This is a genomic window from Streptomyces amakusaensis, from assembly GCF_039532665.1.
GTDB classification, from domain to species: Bacteria; Actinomycetota; Actinomycetes; order Streptomycetales; family Streptomycetaceae; genus Streptomyces; species Streptomyces amakusaensis.
The window spans coordinates 432,184-448,943 of sequence record NZ_BAAASB010000004.1 but is presented as its reverse complement, the minus strand read 5'-3'; the positions used below and the strand labels follow the sequence as shown (position 1 = coordinate 448,943).

The window sequence follows — 16,760 nt, the reverse complement described above, 5'->3', positions numbered from 1 at the left end:
CTACAGCACCAGCGACAGCAGCAGCACGAAGACGATGCCGACCACCGAGATGATGGTCTCCATCACCGACCAGGTCTTGATCGTCTGGCCGACGCTCATCCCGAAGTACTCCTTCACCAGCCAGAACCCGGCGTCATTGACATGGCTGAAGAAGAGCGAACCGGCACCGATCGCCAGCACCAGCAGCGCCGACTCGGTGGTGGTCATGCCCGCCGCCAGCGGCGCGACCAGACCGGCCGCGGAGATCGTCGCGACGGTCGCCGAACCCGTCGCCAGCCGGATCGCGACCGCGATCAGCCAGGCGAGCAGCAGGGTGGGGATGGCCCAGCTCTCGGAGATGTCCAGGATCATCTGGCCCACGCCGACGTCGATCAGCGTCTGCTTGAAGCCGCCGCCCGCGCCGACGATCATCAGCACGCCCGCGATCGGGGCGAGGGACTTCTCGACGGTGGACGCCAGCCGGTCCTTGGTGAAGCCGGCCGCGGCGCCCAGCGTGAACAGACCCACCAGGACGGCCGCGAGCAGCGCGATCATCGGGGAGCCGATGATGTCGGTGACCTTCTGCACCGGGTTCTCGGGGTCGTCGACGACGATCTCGACCAGCGCGTTCGACAGCATCAGCACGACCGGCAGCATGACCGTGAAGACGGTCGCGCCGAAGCTGGGGCGCTTGTCCAGGTCCTCCGAGGGGCGGGCCGGGATCATCTTCTCCGGCGCGGGGATGTCCACCCAGCGGGCCGCGTACTTCGCGAAGATCGGACCCGCGATGATCACGGTCGGGATGGAGACGAGCACACCGAGGGCGAGCGTCACACCGAGGTTGGCGCCCAGCGCGTCGATCGCGACCAGCGGGCCGGGGTGCGGCGGGATCAGTCCGTGCATCACCGACAGACCGGCGAGGGCGGGGATGCCGATCCGCATCAGGGAGTAGTTGCCGCGCTTGGCGACCATCAGCACCACGGGGATCAGCAGCACGATGCCGACCTCGAAGAAGAGCGGCAGACCGATCACCGAGGCGATCAGCACCATCGCCCAGGGCATGGTGCGCCCGTTCGCCTTCGCCAGGATCGTGTCCACGATCTGGTCGCCGCCGCCGGAGTCGGCGAGCAGCTTGCCCAGGATCGCGCCGAGCGCGATCAGCACACCCACACCGGCGACGGTCGAGCCGAGCCCCTTGGAGAAGGACTCGATCGCCTTGCCGAGCGGGGCCCCGGCGAACGCCCCGAGCGCCAGCGACCCGATGGTCAGCGCCAGGAAGGCGTGCAGCTTGAACTTGGTGATGAGCAGGACGATGACGGCGATGCCCGCGAGGACGGCTATGCCGAGCTGGGCGTTGCCGGCCGAGGTGATCGGCTCTGTCGCGCCCGCTGCCAGCATCTCGACATTGAGACTGGTCACGGTGGTTCCTTAGAAGTGAACTCGGTGAGGACGGGAAGGGCGTGAAGGGGGTACGGGACTACTGGCCGAGCGCGCGCAGCGCGGCGGCGGCCCGTGCGCTGATGTCCTCGGGGGTGCCGGACACATCGACGGCCACGCCCGCCTCGTCGTCCTGAAGCGGCTGGAGCGTGGCGAACTGCGAGTCGAGCAGCCTGGTGGGCATGAAGTGCCCCTTGCGCTCGGACATCCGCCGCTCGATCAGCTCACGGTCGCCGGTGAGATGCAGAAAGACCGCGTCGGGGGCGGCGGCCCGCAGCCGGTCCCGGTAGGACCGCTTGAGGGCGGAGCTGGAGACCACACCGCCGATGCCCGCCCGGCTGTGCGCCCACTGGCCGATCGAGTCGAGCCAGGGCCACCGGTCGGTGTCGTCCAGCGGGGTGCCGGCCGACATCTTGGCGATGTTCGCCGGGGGATGGAAGTCGTCGCCCTCGGCGTAGGGAACGCCCAGTGCGTCGGCGAGCAGGGGGCCGATCGTGGTCTTGCCGGTCCCTGCCACGCCCATCACCACAACGACGTGAGGGGTGCTCATTACATGCCTCGCTGATTCCGTCACACCGGTGCCGACCACGGTGTCGACATCGGTCCGTCGCGCTACTGAAACCTATTAGGTACGACATATTCAAGAGGGTGAGACCTAAACGTCATACTTTTTGTTCCCGGGTCGAGCCCGGGACCCCGCCCCGTACCCTTGATCCATGACGACTGCGGGCGGCCAGGACCTCCACACACTGGTGCTCGACACCCTGGGCCTCGCGATCACCGCGGGCGAGTATCCGCACGGCAGCGTGCTGCGCACCGACGAGATCGCCCAGCGCTTCGACGTCTCGCGCAGCGTCGTCCGCGAGGTGATCCGCGTCATGGAGTCGATGCGCCTGGTCGAGTCCCGCCGCCGGGTCGGGGTGACCGTCCGCGCCATCGAGGAGTGGAACGTCTACGACCCCCGGGTCATCCGCTGGCGTCTCGCCGGCGCGGACCGCCCCCGCCAGCTGCGCTCGCTCACCGTGCTGCGCTCCGCCGTCGAGCCGGTCGCGGCCGGGCTGGCCGCCCGCAACGCCACCCCCGAGCAGTGCGCCGAACTCACCGAGTGCGCCCTCGGCATGGTCGCCACCTCGCGCGGCCATCAGCTGGAGGAGTATCTGCGGCACGACATCGCCTTCCACCGGGTGGTGCTCAACGCCTCCGGCAATGAGATGTTCGCCCGCCTCGGCGACGTGGTCGCCGAGATCCTCACCGGGCGTACCCACCATCAGGTGATGTTCGACGACCCCGACCCGGCGGCCGTGACCCTCCATGTCCAGGTCGCCGAGGCGGTGCGGGAGGGCGACGCCGCCAGGGCCGAGGCGATCACCCGCGAGATCGCGGTCGGCGCACTCGCCGAGCTGGATGTCCTCGCACCCGACCCGGCCCACTGAGGCCTCGGGCCGGGTTGCCTCCGGCCCCTCCCGGAAGGCCTCCCGCCGCCGCCGGTCGGTTTGTCCCCCTCAGCCGTGATTTACTGCCACGGTTTGCTGAGGTCCTTGCTTTGCCTGCTTGAAACCTCAAAACCACCTCAGATCTATGTCTGTGTGACCTTGAGCACTGCCAGAATCGCAGGGCTGCTGACGACCTACGCTCCCTCACGAAGGCGAACCTCCCCGCATGAGCGACCGCACCACCGCGCCCGAGCCGCCCCTCGCGGGGCCTCCGGCGAGCGCCTCCTCCCACGTGGACGCCGGCGACGCCGGGTACAGCAAGGACCTGAAGTCCCGCCACATCAACATGATCGCGATCGGCGGGGCGATCGGCACCGGGCTCTTCCTCGGCGCGGGCGGGCGGCTGGCGGGCGCGGGTCCCTCCCTCGCCATCGCCTACGCGATCTGCGGCCTCTTCGCCTTCTTCGTCGTCCGCGCCCTCGGCGAGCTGGTCCTCTACCGCCCCTCCTCCGGAGCCTTCGTCTCCTACGCCCGTGAGTTCATGGGCGAGAAGGGCGCGTACACGGCGGGCTGGCTCTACTTCCTGAACTGGTCCACCACCTGCGTCGCCGACATCACCGCCGCCGCGACCTACGCCCACTTCTGGGCCATGTTCAGCGACATCCCGCAGTGGATCCTCGCCCTGATCGCCCTCGCCGTCGTGCTGACGGCCAACCTCATCTCGGTGAAGTACTTCGGCGAGATGGAGTTCTGGTTCGCGATCATCAAGGTCGCCGCCCTGGTCGCCTTCATGCTGATCGGCATCTTCCTGCTGGTCACCCAGAAGGAGATCGGCGGCCACACCCCCGGCTTCTCCACCATCTCCGCCAATGACGGGATCTTCCCGCTCGGCATGCTGCCGATGCTGCTGGTGATCCAGGGCGTCGTCTTCGCGTACGCCTCCGTCGAGCTGTGCGGCGTCGCCGCCGGCGAGACCAAGAACCCCGAGAAGGTCATGCCCGGCGCGATCAACTCGATCATGTGGCGGGTCGGCATCTTCTACGTCGGCTCCGTGGCCCTGCTCGCGCTGCTCCTGCCGTACACCGCCTACTCCGGCGACGAGAGCCCCTTCGTCACCGTCATGGACAAGATCGGCATCCCCGGGGCCGCCGGGGTGATGAACCTGGTGGTCCTCACGGCCGCGCTCTCCAGCCTCAACGCCGGCCTCTACTCCACCGCCCGCATCCTGCGCTCCATGGCGCTCGCCGGGTCCGCGCCCCGCTTCACCGGCCGGATGAACAAGGGGCAGGTCCCCTACGGCGGAGTGCTGCTGACCGCCGCCTTCGGCATGGCGGGCGTCGGACTCAACTACGTCATGCCCGGCGAGGCCTTCGAGATCGTCCTCAACCTCGCCTCCCTCGGCATCCTCGGCACCTGGGGCATGATCATGATCTGCTCGCTGCTCTTCTGGCAGCGCGCCCAGGACGGCCGACTCACCCGCCCCTCGTACCGGCTGCCCTGGGCCCCGTACACCCAGATCGTCACCCTGGTCTTCCTCGTCAGCGTGCTCTTCCTGATGTGGTGGGGCGGCGGGATCGGCCGTACGACCGTGATGCTGCTGCCGCTGATCGCCGCGGCGCTGGTGGGCGGCTGGTTCATGGTGCGCGGACGGGTGGACACCCTCGCCGCCGAGCGCCGGGACGCCTGAGCCCGCTTCCTGGACCAGCCCTGGACCGGCTCTGGACCGGCCCTGGACCGGCCTCTCAAACCGGCCGAAAACACCCCCGTACGGCCCGGTGTGTAACGTGCGTACCGGCCGCCGCGGCATGTCCCACCGACAAGCCACCGCGGCGGCCGACCGACGCGTGCAGAAGGGCAGGAATTCGATGTCGCAGCAGGTGCAAGGCGTGATCGCACCCGGCAAGAACGAGCCGGTACGGGTGGAGACGATCATCGTCCCCGACCCCGGGCCCGGCGAGGCCGTGGTCAAGGTGCAGGCCTGCGGGGTCTGCCATACCGATCTGCACTACAAGCAGGGCGGGATCAACGACGACTTCCCCTTCCTCCTCGGCCATGAGGCGGCGGGCGTCGTCGAGTCGGTCGGCCCGGACGTCACCGATGTGGCCCCTGGCGACTTCGTCATCCTCAACTGGCGCGCGGTCTGCGGAAACTGCCGGGCCTGTCTGCGCGGCCGCCCCTGGTACTGCTTCAACACCCACAACGCCCGGCAGAGGATGACGCTGCTCGACGGCACCGAGCTCTCCCCGGCCCTCGGCATCGGAGCCTTCGCCGAGAAGACCCTCGTCGCGGCCGGCCAGTGCACCAAGGTCGACCCCGCCGTCTCCGCCTCCGTCGCCGGTCTGCTCGGCTGCGGAGTGATGGCCGGCATCGGGGCCGCGATCAACACCGGCGAGGTCGGCCGGGGCGACACCGTCGCCGTCATCGGCTGCGGCGGCGTCGGCGACGCCTCCATCGTCGGCGCGCGCCTCGCGGGCGCGGCCAGGATCATCGCGGTCGACATCGACGACCGCAAGCTGGAGACGGCGAAGACGATGGGCGCCACCCACACCGTCAACTCCCGCTCCACCGACCCCGTCGAAGCCGTCCGCGAACTCACCGGCGGCTTCGGCGCGGACGTCGTCATCGAGGCGGTCGGCCACCCCGAGACCTACCGCCAGGCCTTCTACGCCCGCGACCTCGCGGGCACGGTCGTCCTCGTCGGCGTCCCGACCCCCGAGATGAAGCTGGAACTCCCCCTCCTCGACGTCTTCGGCCGCGGCGGCTCGCTCAAGTCCTCCTGGTACGGGGACTGCCTGCCCTCCCGCGACTTCCCCATGCTGATCGACCTCCACCAGCAGGGCCGGATCGACCTCGGCGCGTTCGTCACCGAGACCATCGGACTCGGCGACGTCGAGCAGGCCTTCGCCCGTATGCACGAGGGCGACGTCCTCCGCTCGGTGGTGCGATTCTGATGAGCGTACGCATCGAACACCTCGTCACGGCCGGCACCTTCGCCCTCGACGGCGGCGTCTGGGACGTGGAGAACAACGTCTGGATCATCGGCGACGACACCGAGGCCATCGTCATCGACGCCGCCCACGACGCCGCCGCCATCGAAGCCGCGCTGGCCGGCCGCACCCTCCGGGCGATCGTCTGCACCCACGCCCACAACGACCACATCGACGCGGCCCCCGCGCTCGCCGAAGCCACCGGCGCGCCCGTCCTGCTCCACCCCGACGATCTTCCCCTGTGGCGGCAGACCCACCCCGACCGCGCCCCCGACGGCGAGCTGGCCGACGGCCAGACCCTCACCGTCGGCGGGACCGAGCTGACCGTGCTCCACACCCCCGGCCACGCGCCGGGCGCGGTCTGCCTCCACGCCCCCGCGCTCTCCACCGTCTTCACCGGGGACACCCTCTTCCACGGCGGCCCCGGAGCCACCGGACGCTCCTTCTCCGACTTCCCGACGATCATCGACTCGATCCGCGACCGGCTGCTCACCCTCCCTCCGGAGACCCAGGTCCGCACCGGCCACGGCGACGGCACCACCGTCGGCGACGAGGCCCCCCAGCTCGCCGAGTGGATCCGGCGCGGCCACTAGATCTTCTCGGCCCACCGGGCCAGCCGCAGCCGGCTCTCGAAGCGGTACGGCTCTCCCGTCACCGGATCGGTGAACTCCAGCACCCTCGCCAACAGCTGAAGCGGCCGGGAGAAGTCGTCCGGCGCGGGCCCCGGCTCCTGGACGACCGGATACAGCGGGTCGTCCAGGAGCGGCAGCCCCAGCGCGCTCATGTGCACCCGCAGCTGATGGGTACGGCCGGTGGCCGGCAGCAGCCGGTACCGGCCCACCCCGCCCCGGTGCTCCACCAGCTCGATCCCGCTCTCGCTGTTCGGCTCACCGGCCACCTCCCGCGCCGCCGGCACCCCGCGCTCCTTCTCGATCCGGCTGCGCACGGTACGGGGGAGCGCCACCCCGCTGTCGTACGGCGCGATCCCCTCGTACTCCTTGCGCACCCTCCGGTCCCGGAACAGCGTCTGATACGCCCCCGGTCCTCCGGCCGCACCACACACAGCAGCAGCCCCGCCGTCAGCCGGTCCAGCCGGTGCGCCGGCTGGAGCCCGGGCAGCCCCAGCTCCCGGCGCAGCCGCGCCACCGCCGTCTCCGTGATGTGCCGGCCGCGCGGCGTCGTCGCGAGAAAGTGCGGTTTGTCCGCGATCAGCAGCCGCTCGTCCCGGTACACGATCCCGATCTCCGCCGGCACCCGCTCCTCAGCCGCGAACTCCCGGTGGAACCAGAGATACCGCCCCACCTCGTACGGCTCGTCCACCCCCACCGCCCCCTCCTCGGAGACGACCCTCCCCTCCCGGAACATCTCCCCGACCCGCTCCGGCCCGATGGCGCCTCCGTACCGCGCCACCAGATGCTCGTACACCGTCCCCCACGCCCCACCCGGATCCTCCGGCAACCTGACCCGCACCGGATCGATCCCGTCCCGCTGCTCCAGCGGCGACGGCGGGGCCTTGCGTCTGCGTCTCACCCCACCGAGCCTATGCCCGGCCCGGGCGTCGCCCGCTCGGCGAAAGGGGCGGAAAAAGCAAAAGACCCCAGATCAACTGGGGTCTTGCGCTGGTGTCCGAGGGGGGACTTGAACCCCCACGCCCGATAAAGGGCACTAGCACCTCAAGCTAGCGCGTCTGCCATTCCGCCACCCGGACAAGGTGTCTGCCGCCTGGCCCGTGGCCTTGGCGACGTGGAAAACAATAGCAAACATTCGGGGGTGCGGATCACGCCCCCGTCCCGGCCCCGGGAGGCGGGGCGGTCGGCCTTGGGGCCGGGGGGCGGGCGCGGGAGGATGGGTGGGGACCACCAGCAGCGACAGTGGGAGGAATCAGCGTGAGCGAGTCGAATGCGGCCCGTACCGTCTCGGGCGAGGACGAGGTCGTCGACCTCTGCCGTGAGCTGATCCGGATCGACACCAGCAATTACGGGGACCACTCGGGACCGGGGGAGCGCGGGGCGGCGGAGTACATCGCCGAGAAGCTCGCGGAGGTCGGTCTGGAGCCGAAGATCATCGAGTCCCACAAGGGGCGCGCCTCCACCGTCGCCCGGATCGAGGGGGAGGACCCGAGCAGGCCTGCGCTGCTCATCCACGGCCACACCGACGTCGTGCCGGCCAACGCCGAGGACTGGACGCACCACCCCTTCTCGGGCGAGATCGCCGACGGCTGCGTCTGGGGCCGGGGCGCGGTGGACATGAAGGACATGGACGCGATGACGCTCGCCGTCGTCCGGGACCGGCTGCGCAGCGGCCGCAAGCCCCCGCGCGACATCGTCCTCGCCTTCCTCGCCGACGAGGAGGCGGGCGGCACCTACGGGGCGCGCCATCTGGTCGACAAGCACCCGGATCTCTTCGAGGGCGTCACCGAGGCCATCGGCGAGGTCGGCGGATTCTCCTTCACCGTCAACGAGAACCTGCGGCTCTATCTGGTGGAGACCGCGCAGAAGGGCATGCACTGGATGCGGCTCACCGTGGACGGCACCGCCGGGCACGGCTCGATGACCAACAACGACAACGCCATCACCGAGCTGTGCGAGGCCGTCGGCCGGCTCGGCCGCCACACCTGGCCGGTGCGGATGACCAAGACCGTACGGTCCTTCCTGGACGAGCTGTCCGACGCGCTGGGCACCCCGCTCGACCCGGAGGACATGGAGGCCACCCTCGCCAAGCTCGGCGGGATCGCCAAGATGATCGGCGCGACCCTGCGCAACTCCGCCGCGCCCACCATGCTCGGGGCCGGGTACAAGGTCAATGTCATCCCGGGCCAGGCCACCGCCCATGTCGACGGGCGTTTTCTGCCCGGGTACGAGGACGAGTTCCTCACCGATCTCGACCGGCTGCTCGGCCCCCGGGTGCGGCGCGAGGACGTCCACGGCGACAAGGCGCTGGAGACCAGCTTCGACGGCGACCTGGTGGACGCCATGCAGACCGCGCTGCGGGCCGAGGACCCCATCGCACGGGCCGTCCCGTACATGCTCTCCGGCGGCACCGACGCCAAGTCCTTCGACGACCTCGGCATCCGCTGCTTCGGCTTCGCCCCGCTGAAGCTCCCCCCGGAGCTGGACTTCGCCGGGATGTTCCACGGCGTGGACGAGCGGGTGCCCGTCGACGGCCTGAAGTTCGGGGTGCGGGTGCTCGACCGGTTCATCGACCAGGCCTGAACCGGACCGGAGGCACCGGACCGGAAGTAATCGATGATCCGTACGCCCCTGACTGGAAAGAGTGAAAGGTGGATCGGGCTCGTAGCCCCGCTCCGGCCTCCTCGTTACAGGTGATGCGGTCCGCGGCTGGGATCGCTTTGCCAACAAGGAGGAACAATGATCAAGAAGGTCGTCGCCGCTGCGGCTGCCACGGGTGGTCTGCTGCTCGCCGGTGCGGGTGTGGCCATGGCTGACGCCGGCGCCCAGGGTGCCGCTGTCGGCTCCCCCGGCGTGATCTCCGGCAACGCCGTCCAGGTGCCCGTTCACATCCCGGTGAACGTGTGCGGAAACACGATCGACGTGGTCGGGCTGCTGAACCCTGCCTTCGGCAACACTTGCGTCAACTCTTGATGTGGTGACTCAACCCATCGGGGTTTGGGTTTGAACCCGGGCGGTCCCGTGAGCGCGTGCACACGCACTCACGGGACCGCCCGGCTTTCCGCTCCCGGGCACCGCGCCCGGAGGTATTCCTGAAAGAAAAAAGGCAGGGAAGCTACCTATGCGACAGGTCACTCGCAAGGGCCTGATCACCATGGCGGCGGCGGGCGGCGCGCTCGCGCTGGGCGGCGGTTACGCCCACGCCGGCGCCGAGGCGTACGGAGGTGCGTCCAACTCGCCGGGCGTCGCGTCCGGGAACTCGGTCCAGGTGCCCGTCAGCGTGCCCGTCAACGCGTGCGGCAACTCCGTCAACGCGATCGCGCTGCTGAACCCCTCGTTCGGCAATAATTGCGCCAATGTCGACAACAGCCCCGGGCCGGTCCAGCCGGTCAAGCCGGGCGGCGGCGACACCGCGGGCCCGCAGCCCGGCGGATCCACCTCCGGGGGCGTCCAGGCCGGCGGCGGCGCGCACGCGGGCGGCGGCGCCCACAACTCTCCCGGCGTCGCCTCCGGCAACAATGTCCAGGCCCCGATCGACGTCCCGGTGAACGCCTGCGGGAACAGCGTCAACCTCGGCGGACTGCTGAACCCCACCTTCGGCAACGACTGCGCCAATGTCTCCGAGGCGAACCCGCCCGGAAAGCCCGCGCAGCCGGGCAAGCCCACTCCGCCCGTCAAGCCCGTCACCCCGGGCAACCCGCCCCCGGTCACCCCGCCGGGGCTTCCGGGCGAGCCGCCCACCACCCGCCCGAGCACCCCCGGCGACCCCGGGGTGCACGGGCGTACCACCACCAACGCCCACAAGGCGAACAGCTCCCGGATCGTGGAGCAGCCCAGGGACGTGCAGCTCGCGCAGACCGGAGCCGACTCGCTCGGCCTGATCATCCCGGTCGGCGCGGGCATGATGCTGGCCGGAGCGGTGCTCTACCGCCGCGCCCGCGTCCGCGCCTGAAGCACGCACAGCGTTCCGGCGGAGTGGGCCCCGCGATCCCGCGGGGCCCACTCCGTGCTGTTCACCAGGTGGCGCGCACCTGGCGGATGATCCGCCGGCGCAACCGCACCCTGCGGCTGCCGTCCCGGCGCAGGCTCAGTCGGTCCAACTCCCAGTGTCCGTACTCGGCATGATCGGTCAAAAGACGCGTTGCTTCCTTGCGGGAGACCCCGCGCGGCACATACACATCGACAAATTCGTATTCCGGCATCGCATCTATTGTGCGGGCACCTGCCCGGTACGGATAGCGTCTGCACTATGTCTGATGTCGCGCCGCCCACCGCTGACGAGGTACGTGCCGCCGCCGAGGCGGTCAAAGCCGCACTGGACCGCCACCTCGTGGCGGTCGAGAACCGCACTGGAGAGGACGACCCGGCCGTCTACGACGCCTTCAACGCCCTGGCCGTCGCGGCGGAGGCGTACGACGAGCGCCTCTACGACCGCTATGACGAGGTCACTCCCTTCGAGATCCCGGGGGCCGACGAACCTCTGCCGGCCTACGCGGGCCCCGACGAGCCGAACGCCCTCAGCGTGCTGATCCGGCGTGATTACGCGGTGGTCGAACCGGCCCGGCTGCTCTCGCAGGCGCGGCGCATCGCCGACCTCGACCCCGAGGAGGACGCACCCGGGCGCTCCCGGGCCGCGGGCACCGGCGTCCACGCGGCGCTCGGCCTGGTCTTCGGCGAGTACGAACCCGACGAGATCGCCTCCCGCCACAAGGAGTTCGGCCTGGAGGAGGGCGACTCCACCCTCTGGGTGTCGGCCCTGGACGAACTCGCCGAGCCGGGCGAGTGGCTGAGCACCCCCTTCGAGGCGGCCGACCCGCAGGGGATCGTGATCCGCTTCGACGTCAGCTCCGTCTTCGACGAGGACGAGCACGACGAGCTGGGCGAGGACATCGAGGACCTCGACGAGGCGGAGCGCTGACACCCGTCCGCGCCGCCCGTACGCCGGGGCCGCCGCCTCCCGGACCGCGACCGGTCCGGGAGACGGCGCTTCCCGGCGCTCTCCGTCACTCGGCGGTGGCGAGCAGCCCTTCCAGGAGGGGCCGCAGCCTGGTCGTGCGCTCCTGGGGGCCGATCTCCGCCACGGCGCGCGGCAGCGCCTGATCCACTCCGTGCACCACGGACAGATGGCGCTCGCCGCGGCTGAACGCGGTGTACACCCAGGGGCGGCTGAGCCCCCGCGCCGCGTCCCCCGGCAGCACCACGACCGCCGCCGGCCAGCGCATCCCCGCCGCCTGGTGCGCCGTCAGCGCCCAGCCGTGCCGCAGCGCCGACTCCACCCGCGCCTTCGGCACCGTCACCGGCTCGCCCTCGCAGTCCAGCCGCAGCCCCTCGGCGTCCGCCGAGACGACCGTGCCGGGGCGGGTGCGTCCCGGTGCCGCCGTGTAGGCCACGCGGTCGCCCGGGTCGAAGCCGCCGAACCGGCCGGGGCCGGGGTTCAGCCGCTGCTTGAGCGCCGCGTTGAGCGCGCGGGTGCCGGCGGAGCCGCCGTGGCCCACGGTGATCACCTGGGTCTGCTCGGCGGGCACTCCGATCGCCCGGGGCACCGAGTCGGCGACGAGCTGCACCGTACGGTGGACGGCCTCGCCCGCGTCGCGCACGGGCACGATGACGATCTCCTTGCCGGGGGCCGCCACCCGGTTCAGCTCGCCGACGCCGATCCCCGACACCAGCTCGCCGATCGGGCCGGGGTCCGGGACCCGGGAGACGATCCCGGGGCAGACCCGGGCCGCCAGCAGATCGCCGAAGACCCGGCCGGCCCCCGCCGAGCCCAGCTGGCCGGGATCGCCGCTGAGCACCAGCCGGCTGCCGTCCGGCAGCGACTCCACCAGCATCGCGGCGCTCTCCACATCGAGCAGCGGCGCGTCCAGCACCACCAGCAGATCCAGCGCGAGCGCGCCGTCGCCGTCCCGGCCGGGGCCCTCGCCGCCGGAGAGCAGCCCGGCCACGGTGACCGCCGCCGGTCCGGCGGCCCGTCGGCCGCGCTCGCTGTGGACCGCGACCACCGCGCGCAGCCCGAGCGCCTCGGCGGCCCCGGCCAGCGCCACGGGCTCGGCCCGCGCCGCCTCGCCGCCGCTGTGGGTCACCAGACCGCTCGCCGCGACCGCGCGGACCAGCTCGCCGGGCTCGGCCGCCTCCCAGCGGGCGTCCGCCCCGGACCTGGCGAGCCTGGCCAGGCCGTCCGCGAGGCTCTCCTCGGCCAGCGCGTACCGGTCGAGCCCCAGCAGCACCGGGCCCGGCGCGGCGGCCTCCACGGCCGCCTCCGCGCCCTCGTCCGGAGCCTGAGAAGCCTCCTCCGGGCCGTCCGGGGTGCCCGGGTCCTCCTCGGCGTCCTCCTGGAACACCAGCACGGCCCCGTCGGCGATCGCCCGCTCCAGGGCCGGCCCGGGGTCGGGCACCGACCGCTCGGCCAGCCCCTCGCGCACGGCGGCCGAGTCCAGCGCCGTGTGTCCGAGCAGGGCCGCGCCCTCCAGCTGCCAGACGACCAGGGCCGCCGCCCGCCGCTCGTCGTCCGGCCCGCACGCGCCGCCGAGCAGGGCCCGGGCGAACCCGTCGGCCTGCTCGGGCCGGACGCCGGGCACGGACAGCAGCCGCCAGGGGTCCTCGCGCAGCGCTTCCGCGGCCTGCTCGCCGAGCGCCTCGGCCGCCCGGGCGGCGAAGGCCTCGGGCGCGCCGCCCTCGGCGAGCACCCGCCGGACGGCCGCGACGGTCTCCGGCGCGCCGCCCGGCGCGGACGCCCGCCCGGGGGGCCTGGGTGCGGTCTCCCGGGCGGGTGGCTCGGCGACCGCCGCCGAGGGCCTCGGGGCGGGCGCGGGGGAGTCGTAGAAGGCGCTGCCGGGCTTCGCGCCGCTCTCCACGGCCCGTACCGCCGCGAGCAGATCGGCGGCCCGGCCGCTCAGCTTGGTCCCGCTCTCGATGGGACCTTCCTTCTCGGCCTTCCGCCGCTCGATCCGCTCCCGCAGCTCCCGCTGCGCGGCGATCTCCGCCTCCGCCTCGGTCGGCTTCCCGGCCTCCGCCTCCGCCTCCGCCTCCGCCTCCGCCTCAGCCGCCTCGCCGTCGGAGGCCGCCGCGTCGGAGACCTCCTCACCGCTCCCGGCCTCGGTGCTCTCCAGGCCCTCGGCCTCCTCGGCCTCCTCGGCCTCACGGTCGACAGCGGCCGGGGGTTCGGGGTTCGGCCCCCGGGAAGACGCGGTCACAGCGTGCTCCAGTCCTGATCGGGATAGCGGTGCACGGGCGCGGACACATCGTCCAGCGCCCGGCAGATCTCGTCTGGAAGCGTAAGCGCCTCCACTGACAGCGCGGCCATCAGCTGCTGCGCGTTGCGCGCGCCGACGATCGGCGCGACCACTCCGGGCCGGTCCCGCACCCAGGCCAGCGCCACATGGAGCGCGGTCGTCGCCAGCCCGTCCGCCGCCGTCAGCACCGCGTCCACGATGCCGTCCGCCATCTCGTCGAGATACGGCTCCACGAACGGCCCCAGCAGCTCGGACGCGCCCCGCGAGCCGGAGGGCGTCCCGCGCCGGTACTTGCCGGTGAGCACCCCCCGGCCCAGCGGGGAGGACGGCAGCAGCCCGATGCCCAGATCGAGGGCGGCCGGCAGCACCTCCCGCTCCACGCCCCGCTGAAGCAGCGAGTACTCCATCTGGGTGCTGGCCAGCCGGGTCCGCACCCCGGGGACCGCCAGCTGCCAGGTCGCCGCCTTGGCCAGCTGCCAGCCGCAGAAGTTCGACACCCCCGCGTACCGGGCCCGCCCGCTGCTCACCGCGATGTCGAGCGCCTGGAGCGTCTCGTCCAGCGGGGTGAGCGGGTCGAAGGCGTGCACCTGCCACAGATCCACGTAGTCCGTCCCCAGCCGGGCCAGCGAGTGGTCCAGCGAGGCGAGCAGATGGCCGCGCGAGCCGTCGAAGCGTCTCTCGGGATCGGGCACGCTGCCCGCCTTGGTCGCTATCACCAGATCCCGCCGGGGGACCAGCCGTTCCACCAGCCGGCCCAGCAGATATTCCGCGTCCCCGCCCCCGTACACATCCGCGGTGTCGACGAGCGTCCCGCCCGCCTCCCAGAACGCCTTGAGCTGATCCGCCGCGTCGTGTTCGTCGGTGTCCCGGCCCCAGGTCAGGGTGCCGAGTCCGATGCGGGACACGCGCAGGCCGGTGCGGCCGAGATGCCTCTGCTCCATGACCGGTGAGATTACTGGCCGGGGCCCCGGGCCGAGAGGGCCTGTGGACAACCCCGCGCGGCACGGGGCCCCTGACGGATCGCCGCCCCGCGCGCTAGAGTCCCCCGAACACGGACGTTACTGATCAGTAAGAGGGAGCGTTTATGCGGCTCGGCATCAACCTCGGCTACTGGGGCGCGGGCATGGACGGCGACAATCTCGCGGTCGCCCAGGAGGCCGACAGGCTCGGCTACGACGTCTGCTGGGCGGCGGAGGCGTACGGCTCCGACGCCCCCACCGTGCTGAGCTGGGTCGCCGCCCAGACCGAGCGGATCGACGTCGGCTCCGCGATCCTCCAGATCCCGGCCCGTCAGCCCGCGATGACCGCGATGACCGCCGCGACCCTCGACTCCCTCTCCGGCGGTCGCTTCCGCCTCGGCCTCGGCGTCTCGGGCCCCCAGGTCTCCGAGGGCTGGTACGGGGTCAAGTTCGACAAGCCGCTCGCCCGCACCCGGGAGTACGTCGAGATCGTCCGCCGGGCCATGAGCCGCGAGCGCCTCTCCCACCAGGGCGAGCACTGGACTCTCCCGCTGCCCGACGGCCCCGGCAAGCCGCTGCGGCTCACCGTCCACCCCACCCGGGAGCACATCCCCCTCTACATCGCCGCGATCGGCCCCAAGAACCTGGAGCAGACCGGCGAGATCGCGGACGGCGCGCTGCTGATCTTCTCCGCCGCCGAACACCTGGAGTCCACCGCGATCAGCCATCTCCGCGCGGGCCGCGAGAAGGCCGGGAAGACGATGGAGGGCTTCGACGTCTGTCCCACCCTGCCGCTGGCGGTCGGCGAGGACATCGACGCGCTGGCCGACGCCTTCCGCCCGTACACCGCCCTCTACGTCGGCGGCATGGGCAGCCGGAAGCAGAACTTCTACAACCGGCTCGCCCGGCGCATGGGATACGAGAAGGAGGCCGCCGAGATCCAGGACAAGTACCTGGCCGGCGACAAGGCGGGCGCGGCGGCGGCGATCCCCGCCCGGCTGATCGACTCCACCACGCTCCTCGGTCCCGTGGAGCGGATCGCCGACCGGATGCAGGCCTACGCGGCGGCCGGGGTCACCACCCTCACCCTCGCCCCCGCCGGTCTCACCCTCCAGGACCGGATCGCCGCCCTGCGCGCCGGCGTCGAGGCCCTGGACCGCGCCCAGCTGGCCTGAACCCTTCGGACGGCCGGGGGATCCCCCGGCCGTCCGGGCCGAAGTCCGCCATTCGGCGGAGTTTGAGGGCCCCAGCTGTTGCCCGCACCCGGCCCTCGCGCTGACGCTTGCCCTGGGAAGTCTCAGGAGGTGGCAGTCATGCTCTCGGCCCGCAGCCTTTTCCAGGAAATCATCGACGACGACAGGGCCTTCCAGCTCTTCTGCTCCATCGCCGCCAGCGGTGAGGCACAGGGCGGCTGGGAGAACGGCCGGATAGCCGCCCTGGTGCCCGAGAGCATGCGTGCCCTCGCGCCCAGGATCACCCGCCACGGCACGGACGAGGACAAACACGGCCGGATCTTCAACGGGCTCCTCAGAAGGCGCGGCCTCGACCCCGTCCCGGTACCGTCGGAGACCGACTACACCATGCTCCTGGAGCGCCGGGGCATCGGCCTCACCCATGCCAAGCTGGGCCGCGACGAACCCCTCACCGAGCGGGACATCCTCGTCTACCTCTCCCACAGCCGGGTCACCGAGCAGCGCGCGGCCGACCAGATGGACATGCTGGTCGGGTTCTTCGGCGAGCACCCCGAGGTCGGCAACGCCATCAGGATCATCAGCCGCGACGAGGAGAACCACCTCGCCTACTGCCACGAGGAACTCCTCGGCCTCGCCGCCGCCGGCCACGGCCGCGCCATCCAGCGGGTGCTGCGCGAGAGCGCGCTCGCCGAGATCGAGGTCTACCGCGATGTGAGCCTCGCCGTGATGGGGCACATGGGGCGGCTGCTGCGCTGGCCCCGGCCCAAGTCCGCCGCCCTCGCGGCGGGCGTCCGGGGGATGTACGCGTACGAGCGCTTCGGCGGCTGGCACCGTATGGTCCGGCTCGCCATGCCGGAGCTGCGCGGGGCCCTCGACGGCCCGCCCACCCCCGCTCCCGCCTTCTGACCCCG

Annotated in this window: 15 protein-coding genes, 1 tRNA gene and 1 pseudogene; 10 read left to right on the top strand and 7 right to left on the bottom strand. The window is 71.8% G+C overall.

All coding sequences use genetic code 11. From position 1 onward, the window contains the following. Together ABD371_RS09515 and ABD371_RS09510 are read right to left on the bottom strand one after the other, a co-directional pair. A complete protein-coding gene (locus tag ABD371_RS09515; RefSeq protein ID WP_344474820.1) occupies nt 1-1,398 on the bottom strand; it encodes a GntT/GntP/DsdX family permease in 1,398 nt (465 codons plus the stop codon). Nucleotides 1,399-1,456: 58 nt separating this feature from the next. After that, nucleotides 1,457-1,966: a gluconokinase gene (locus ABD371_RS09510; RefSeq protein ID WP_344474818.1), complete on the bottom strand. Its 510-nt coding sequence runs from the start codon at nt 1,964-1,966 to the stop codon at nt 1,457-1,459. 166 nt (nt 1,967-2,132) lie between these two features. On the opposite strand from ABD371_RS09510, the gene ABD371_RS09505 reads away from it, so the two are divergent. The 4 genes from ABD371_RS09505 (at nt 2,133) to ABD371_RS09490 (ending at nt 6,429) form a co-directional block, all read left to right on the top strand. Then, complete coding sequence (locus tag ABD371_RS09505) at nt 2,133-2,849, top strand: FadR/GntR family transcriptional regulator (RefSeq protein WP_344474816.1); 717 nt, start codon at nt 2,133-2,135, stop codon at nt 2,847-2,849. A gap of 226 nt (nt 2,850-3,075) precedes the next feature. Then, a complete protein-coding gene (locus tag ABD371_RS09500; RefSeq protein ID WP_344474814.1) occupies nt 3,076-4,536 on the top strand; it encodes an amino acid permease in 1,461 nt (486 codons plus the stop codon). 178 nt (nt 4,537-4,714) lie between these two features. Beyond that, entirely contained in the window at nt 4,715-5,800 is a 1,086-nt protein-coding gene (locus ABD371_RS09495) for an S-(hydroxymethyl)mycothiol dehydrogenase (RefSeq protein ID WP_344474812.1), read from the top strand. After that, nucleotides 5,800-6,429, top strand: a complete 630-nt coding sequence (locus ABD371_RS09490) for an MBL fold metallo-hydrolase (protein ID WP_344474810.1) — start codon at nt 5,800-5,802, stop codon at nt 6,427-6,429. Before ABD371_RS09495 ends, ABD371_RS09490 begins: the two co-directional genes overlap by 1 nt. On the opposite strand, the pseudogene ABD371_RS09485 reads toward ABD371_RS09490, so the two are convergent. Continuing rightward, a pseudogene (locus ABD371_RS09485) lies at nt 6,426-7,366 on the bottom strand (pseudouridine synthase). The gene ABD371_RS09490 and the pseudogene ABD371_RS09485 overlap by 4 nt on opposite strands. A gap of 90 nt (nt 7,367-7,456) precedes the next feature. Further along, nucleotides 7,457-7,544, bottom strand: a tRNA-Leu gene (locus ABD371_RS09480). Nucleotides 7,545-7,722: 178 nt separating this feature from the next. Here ABD371_RS09480 and ABD371_RS09475 point away from each other — a divergent pair. The 3 genes from ABD371_RS09475 to ABD371_RS09465 all read left to right on the top strand — a co-directional run bounded on the left by ABD371_RS09475 (nt 7,723) and on the right by ABD371_RS09465 (nt 10,417). Then, nucleotides 7,723-9,048 carry a M20/M25/M40 family metallo-hydrolase gene (locus tag ABD371_RS09475; RefSeq protein ID WP_344474808.1) on the top strand — a complete coding sequence of 442 codons (1,326 nt, stop codon included), beginning with the start codon at nt 7,723-7,725 and terminating at the stop codon, nt 9,046-9,048. Nucleotides 9,049-9,204: 156 nt separating this feature from the next. Then, nucleotides 9,205-9,438 (top strand): chaplin, encoded by a 234-nt coding sequence (locus tag ABD371_RS09470; RefSeq protein WP_190124457.1) that lies wholly within the window; start codon nt 9,205-9,207, stop codon nt 9,436-9,438. 148 nt (nt 9,439-9,586) lie between these two features. Next, nucleotides 9,587-10,417 carry a chaplin gene (locus tag ABD371_RS09465; protein WP_344474805.1) on the top strand — a complete coding sequence of 277 codons (831 nt, stop codon included), beginning with the start codon at nt 9,587-9,589 and terminating at the stop codon, nt 10,415-10,417. A 61-nt stretch (nt 10,418-10,478) separates the two neighbouring features. Here the strand turns inward: ABD371_RS09465 and ABD371_RS09460 are convergent, their stop codons facing one another. Beyond that, a complete protein-coding gene (locus tag ABD371_RS09460) occupies nt 10,479-10,667 on the bottom strand; it encodes a DUF5703 family protein (protein ID WP_018535088.1) in 189 nt (62 codons plus the stop codon). A 47-nt stretch (nt 10,668-10,714) separates the two neighbouring features. Here ABD371_RS09460 and ABD371_RS09455 point away from each other — a divergent pair, with 47 nt between their 5' ends. Further along, nucleotides 10,715-11,383 (top strand): hypothetical protein, encoded by a 669-nt coding sequence (locus tag ABD371_RS09455; protein WP_344474803.1) that lies wholly within the window; start codon nt 10,715-10,717, stop codon nt 11,381-11,383. Between the two features lie 85 nt (nt 11,384-11,468). On the opposite strand, the gene ABD371_RS09450 is transcribed toward ABD371_RS09455, so the two are convergent. Both ABD371_RS09450 and ABD371_RS09445 read right to left on the bottom strand, forming a co-directional pair. Then, complete coding sequence (locus tag ABD371_RS09450; RefSeq protein ID WP_344474801.1) at nt 11,469-13,658, bottom strand: helix-hairpin-helix domain-containing protein; 2,190 nt, start codon at nt 13,656-13,658, stop codon at nt 11,469-11,471. Further along, nucleotides 13,655-14,638 (bottom strand): aldo/keto reductase, encoded by a 984-nt coding sequence (locus ABD371_RS09445; protein WP_344474799.1) that lies wholly within the window; start codon nt 14,636-14,638, stop codon nt 13,655-13,657. Before ABD371_RS09445 ends, ABD371_RS09450 begins: the two co-directional genes overlap by 4 nt. A 143-nt stretch (nt 14,639-14,781) precedes the next feature. Here ABD371_RS09445 and ABD371_RS09440 point away from each other — a divergent pair, with 143 nt between their 5' ends. Then, nucleotides 14,782-15,831 (top strand): LLM class F420-dependent oxidoreductase, encoded by a 1,050-nt coding sequence (locus tag ABD371_RS09440; RefSeq protein WP_344474797.1) that lies wholly within the window; start codon nt 14,782-14,784, stop codon nt 15,829-15,831. 138 nt (nt 15,832-15,969) lie between these two features. Then, a complete protein-coding gene (locus tag ABD371_RS09435; protein WP_344474795.1) occupies nt 15,970-16,755 on the top strand; it encodes a ferritin-like domain-containing protein in 786 nt (261 codons plus the stop codon). The last annotated feature ends 5 nt before the right edge of the window (nt 16,756-16,760 follow it).

What these genes read in the sequence shown, in the direction of transcription:
- ABD371_RS09510 (WP_344474818.1), bottom strand. Translation starts at nt 1,966, where the DNA reads ATGAGCACCCCTCACGTCGTTGTGGTGATGGGCGTGGCAGGGACCGGC.
- ABD371_RS09505 (WP_344474816.1), top strand. Translation starts at nt 2,133, where the DNA reads ATGACGACTGCGGGCGGCCAGGACCTCCACACACTGGTGCTCGACACC.
- ABD371_RS09500 (WP_344474814.1), top strand. Translation starts at nt 3,076, where the DNA reads ATGAGCGACCGCACCACCGCGCCCGAGCCGCCCCTCGCGGGGCCTCCG.
- ABD371_RS09495 (WP_344474812.1), top strand. Translation starts at nt 4,715, where the DNA reads ATGTCGCAGCAGGTGCAAGGCGTGATCGCACCCGGCAAGAACGAGCCG.
- ABD371_RS09490 (WP_344474810.1), top strand. Translation starts at nt 5,800, where the DNA reads ATGAGCGTACGCATCGAACACCTCGTCACGGCCGGCACCTTCGCCCTC.
- ABD371_RS09470 (WP_190124457.1), top strand. Translation starts at nt 9,205, where the DNA reads ATGATCAAGAAGGTCGTCGCCGCTGCGGCTGCCACGGGTGGTCTGCTG.
- ABD371_RS09465 (WP_344474805.1), top strand. Translation starts at nt 9,587, where the DNA reads ATGCGACAGGTCACTCGCAAGGGCCTGATCACCATGGCGGCGGCGGGC.
- ABD371_RS09460 (WP_018535088.1), bottom strand. Translation starts at nt 10,667, where the DNA reads ATGCCGGAATACGAATTTGTCGATGTGTATGTGCCGCGCGGGGTCTCC.
- ABD371_RS09455 (WP_344474803.1), top strand. Translation starts at nt 10,715, where the DNA reads ATGTCTGATGTCGCGCCGCCCACCGCTGACGAGGTACGTGCCGCCGCC.
- ABD371_RS09445 (WP_344474799.1), bottom strand. Translation starts at nt 14,638, where the DNA reads ATGGAGCAGAGGCATCTCGGCCGCACCGGCCTGCGCGTGTCCCGCATC.
- ABD371_RS09440 (WP_344474797.1), top strand. Translation starts at nt 14,782, where the DNA reads ATGCGGCTCGGCATCAACCTCGGCTACTGGGGCGCGGGCATGGACGGC.
- ABD371_RS09435 (WP_344474795.1), top strand. Translation starts at nt 15,970, where the DNA reads ATGCTCTCGGCCCGCAGCCTTTTCCAGGAAATCATCGACGACGACAGG.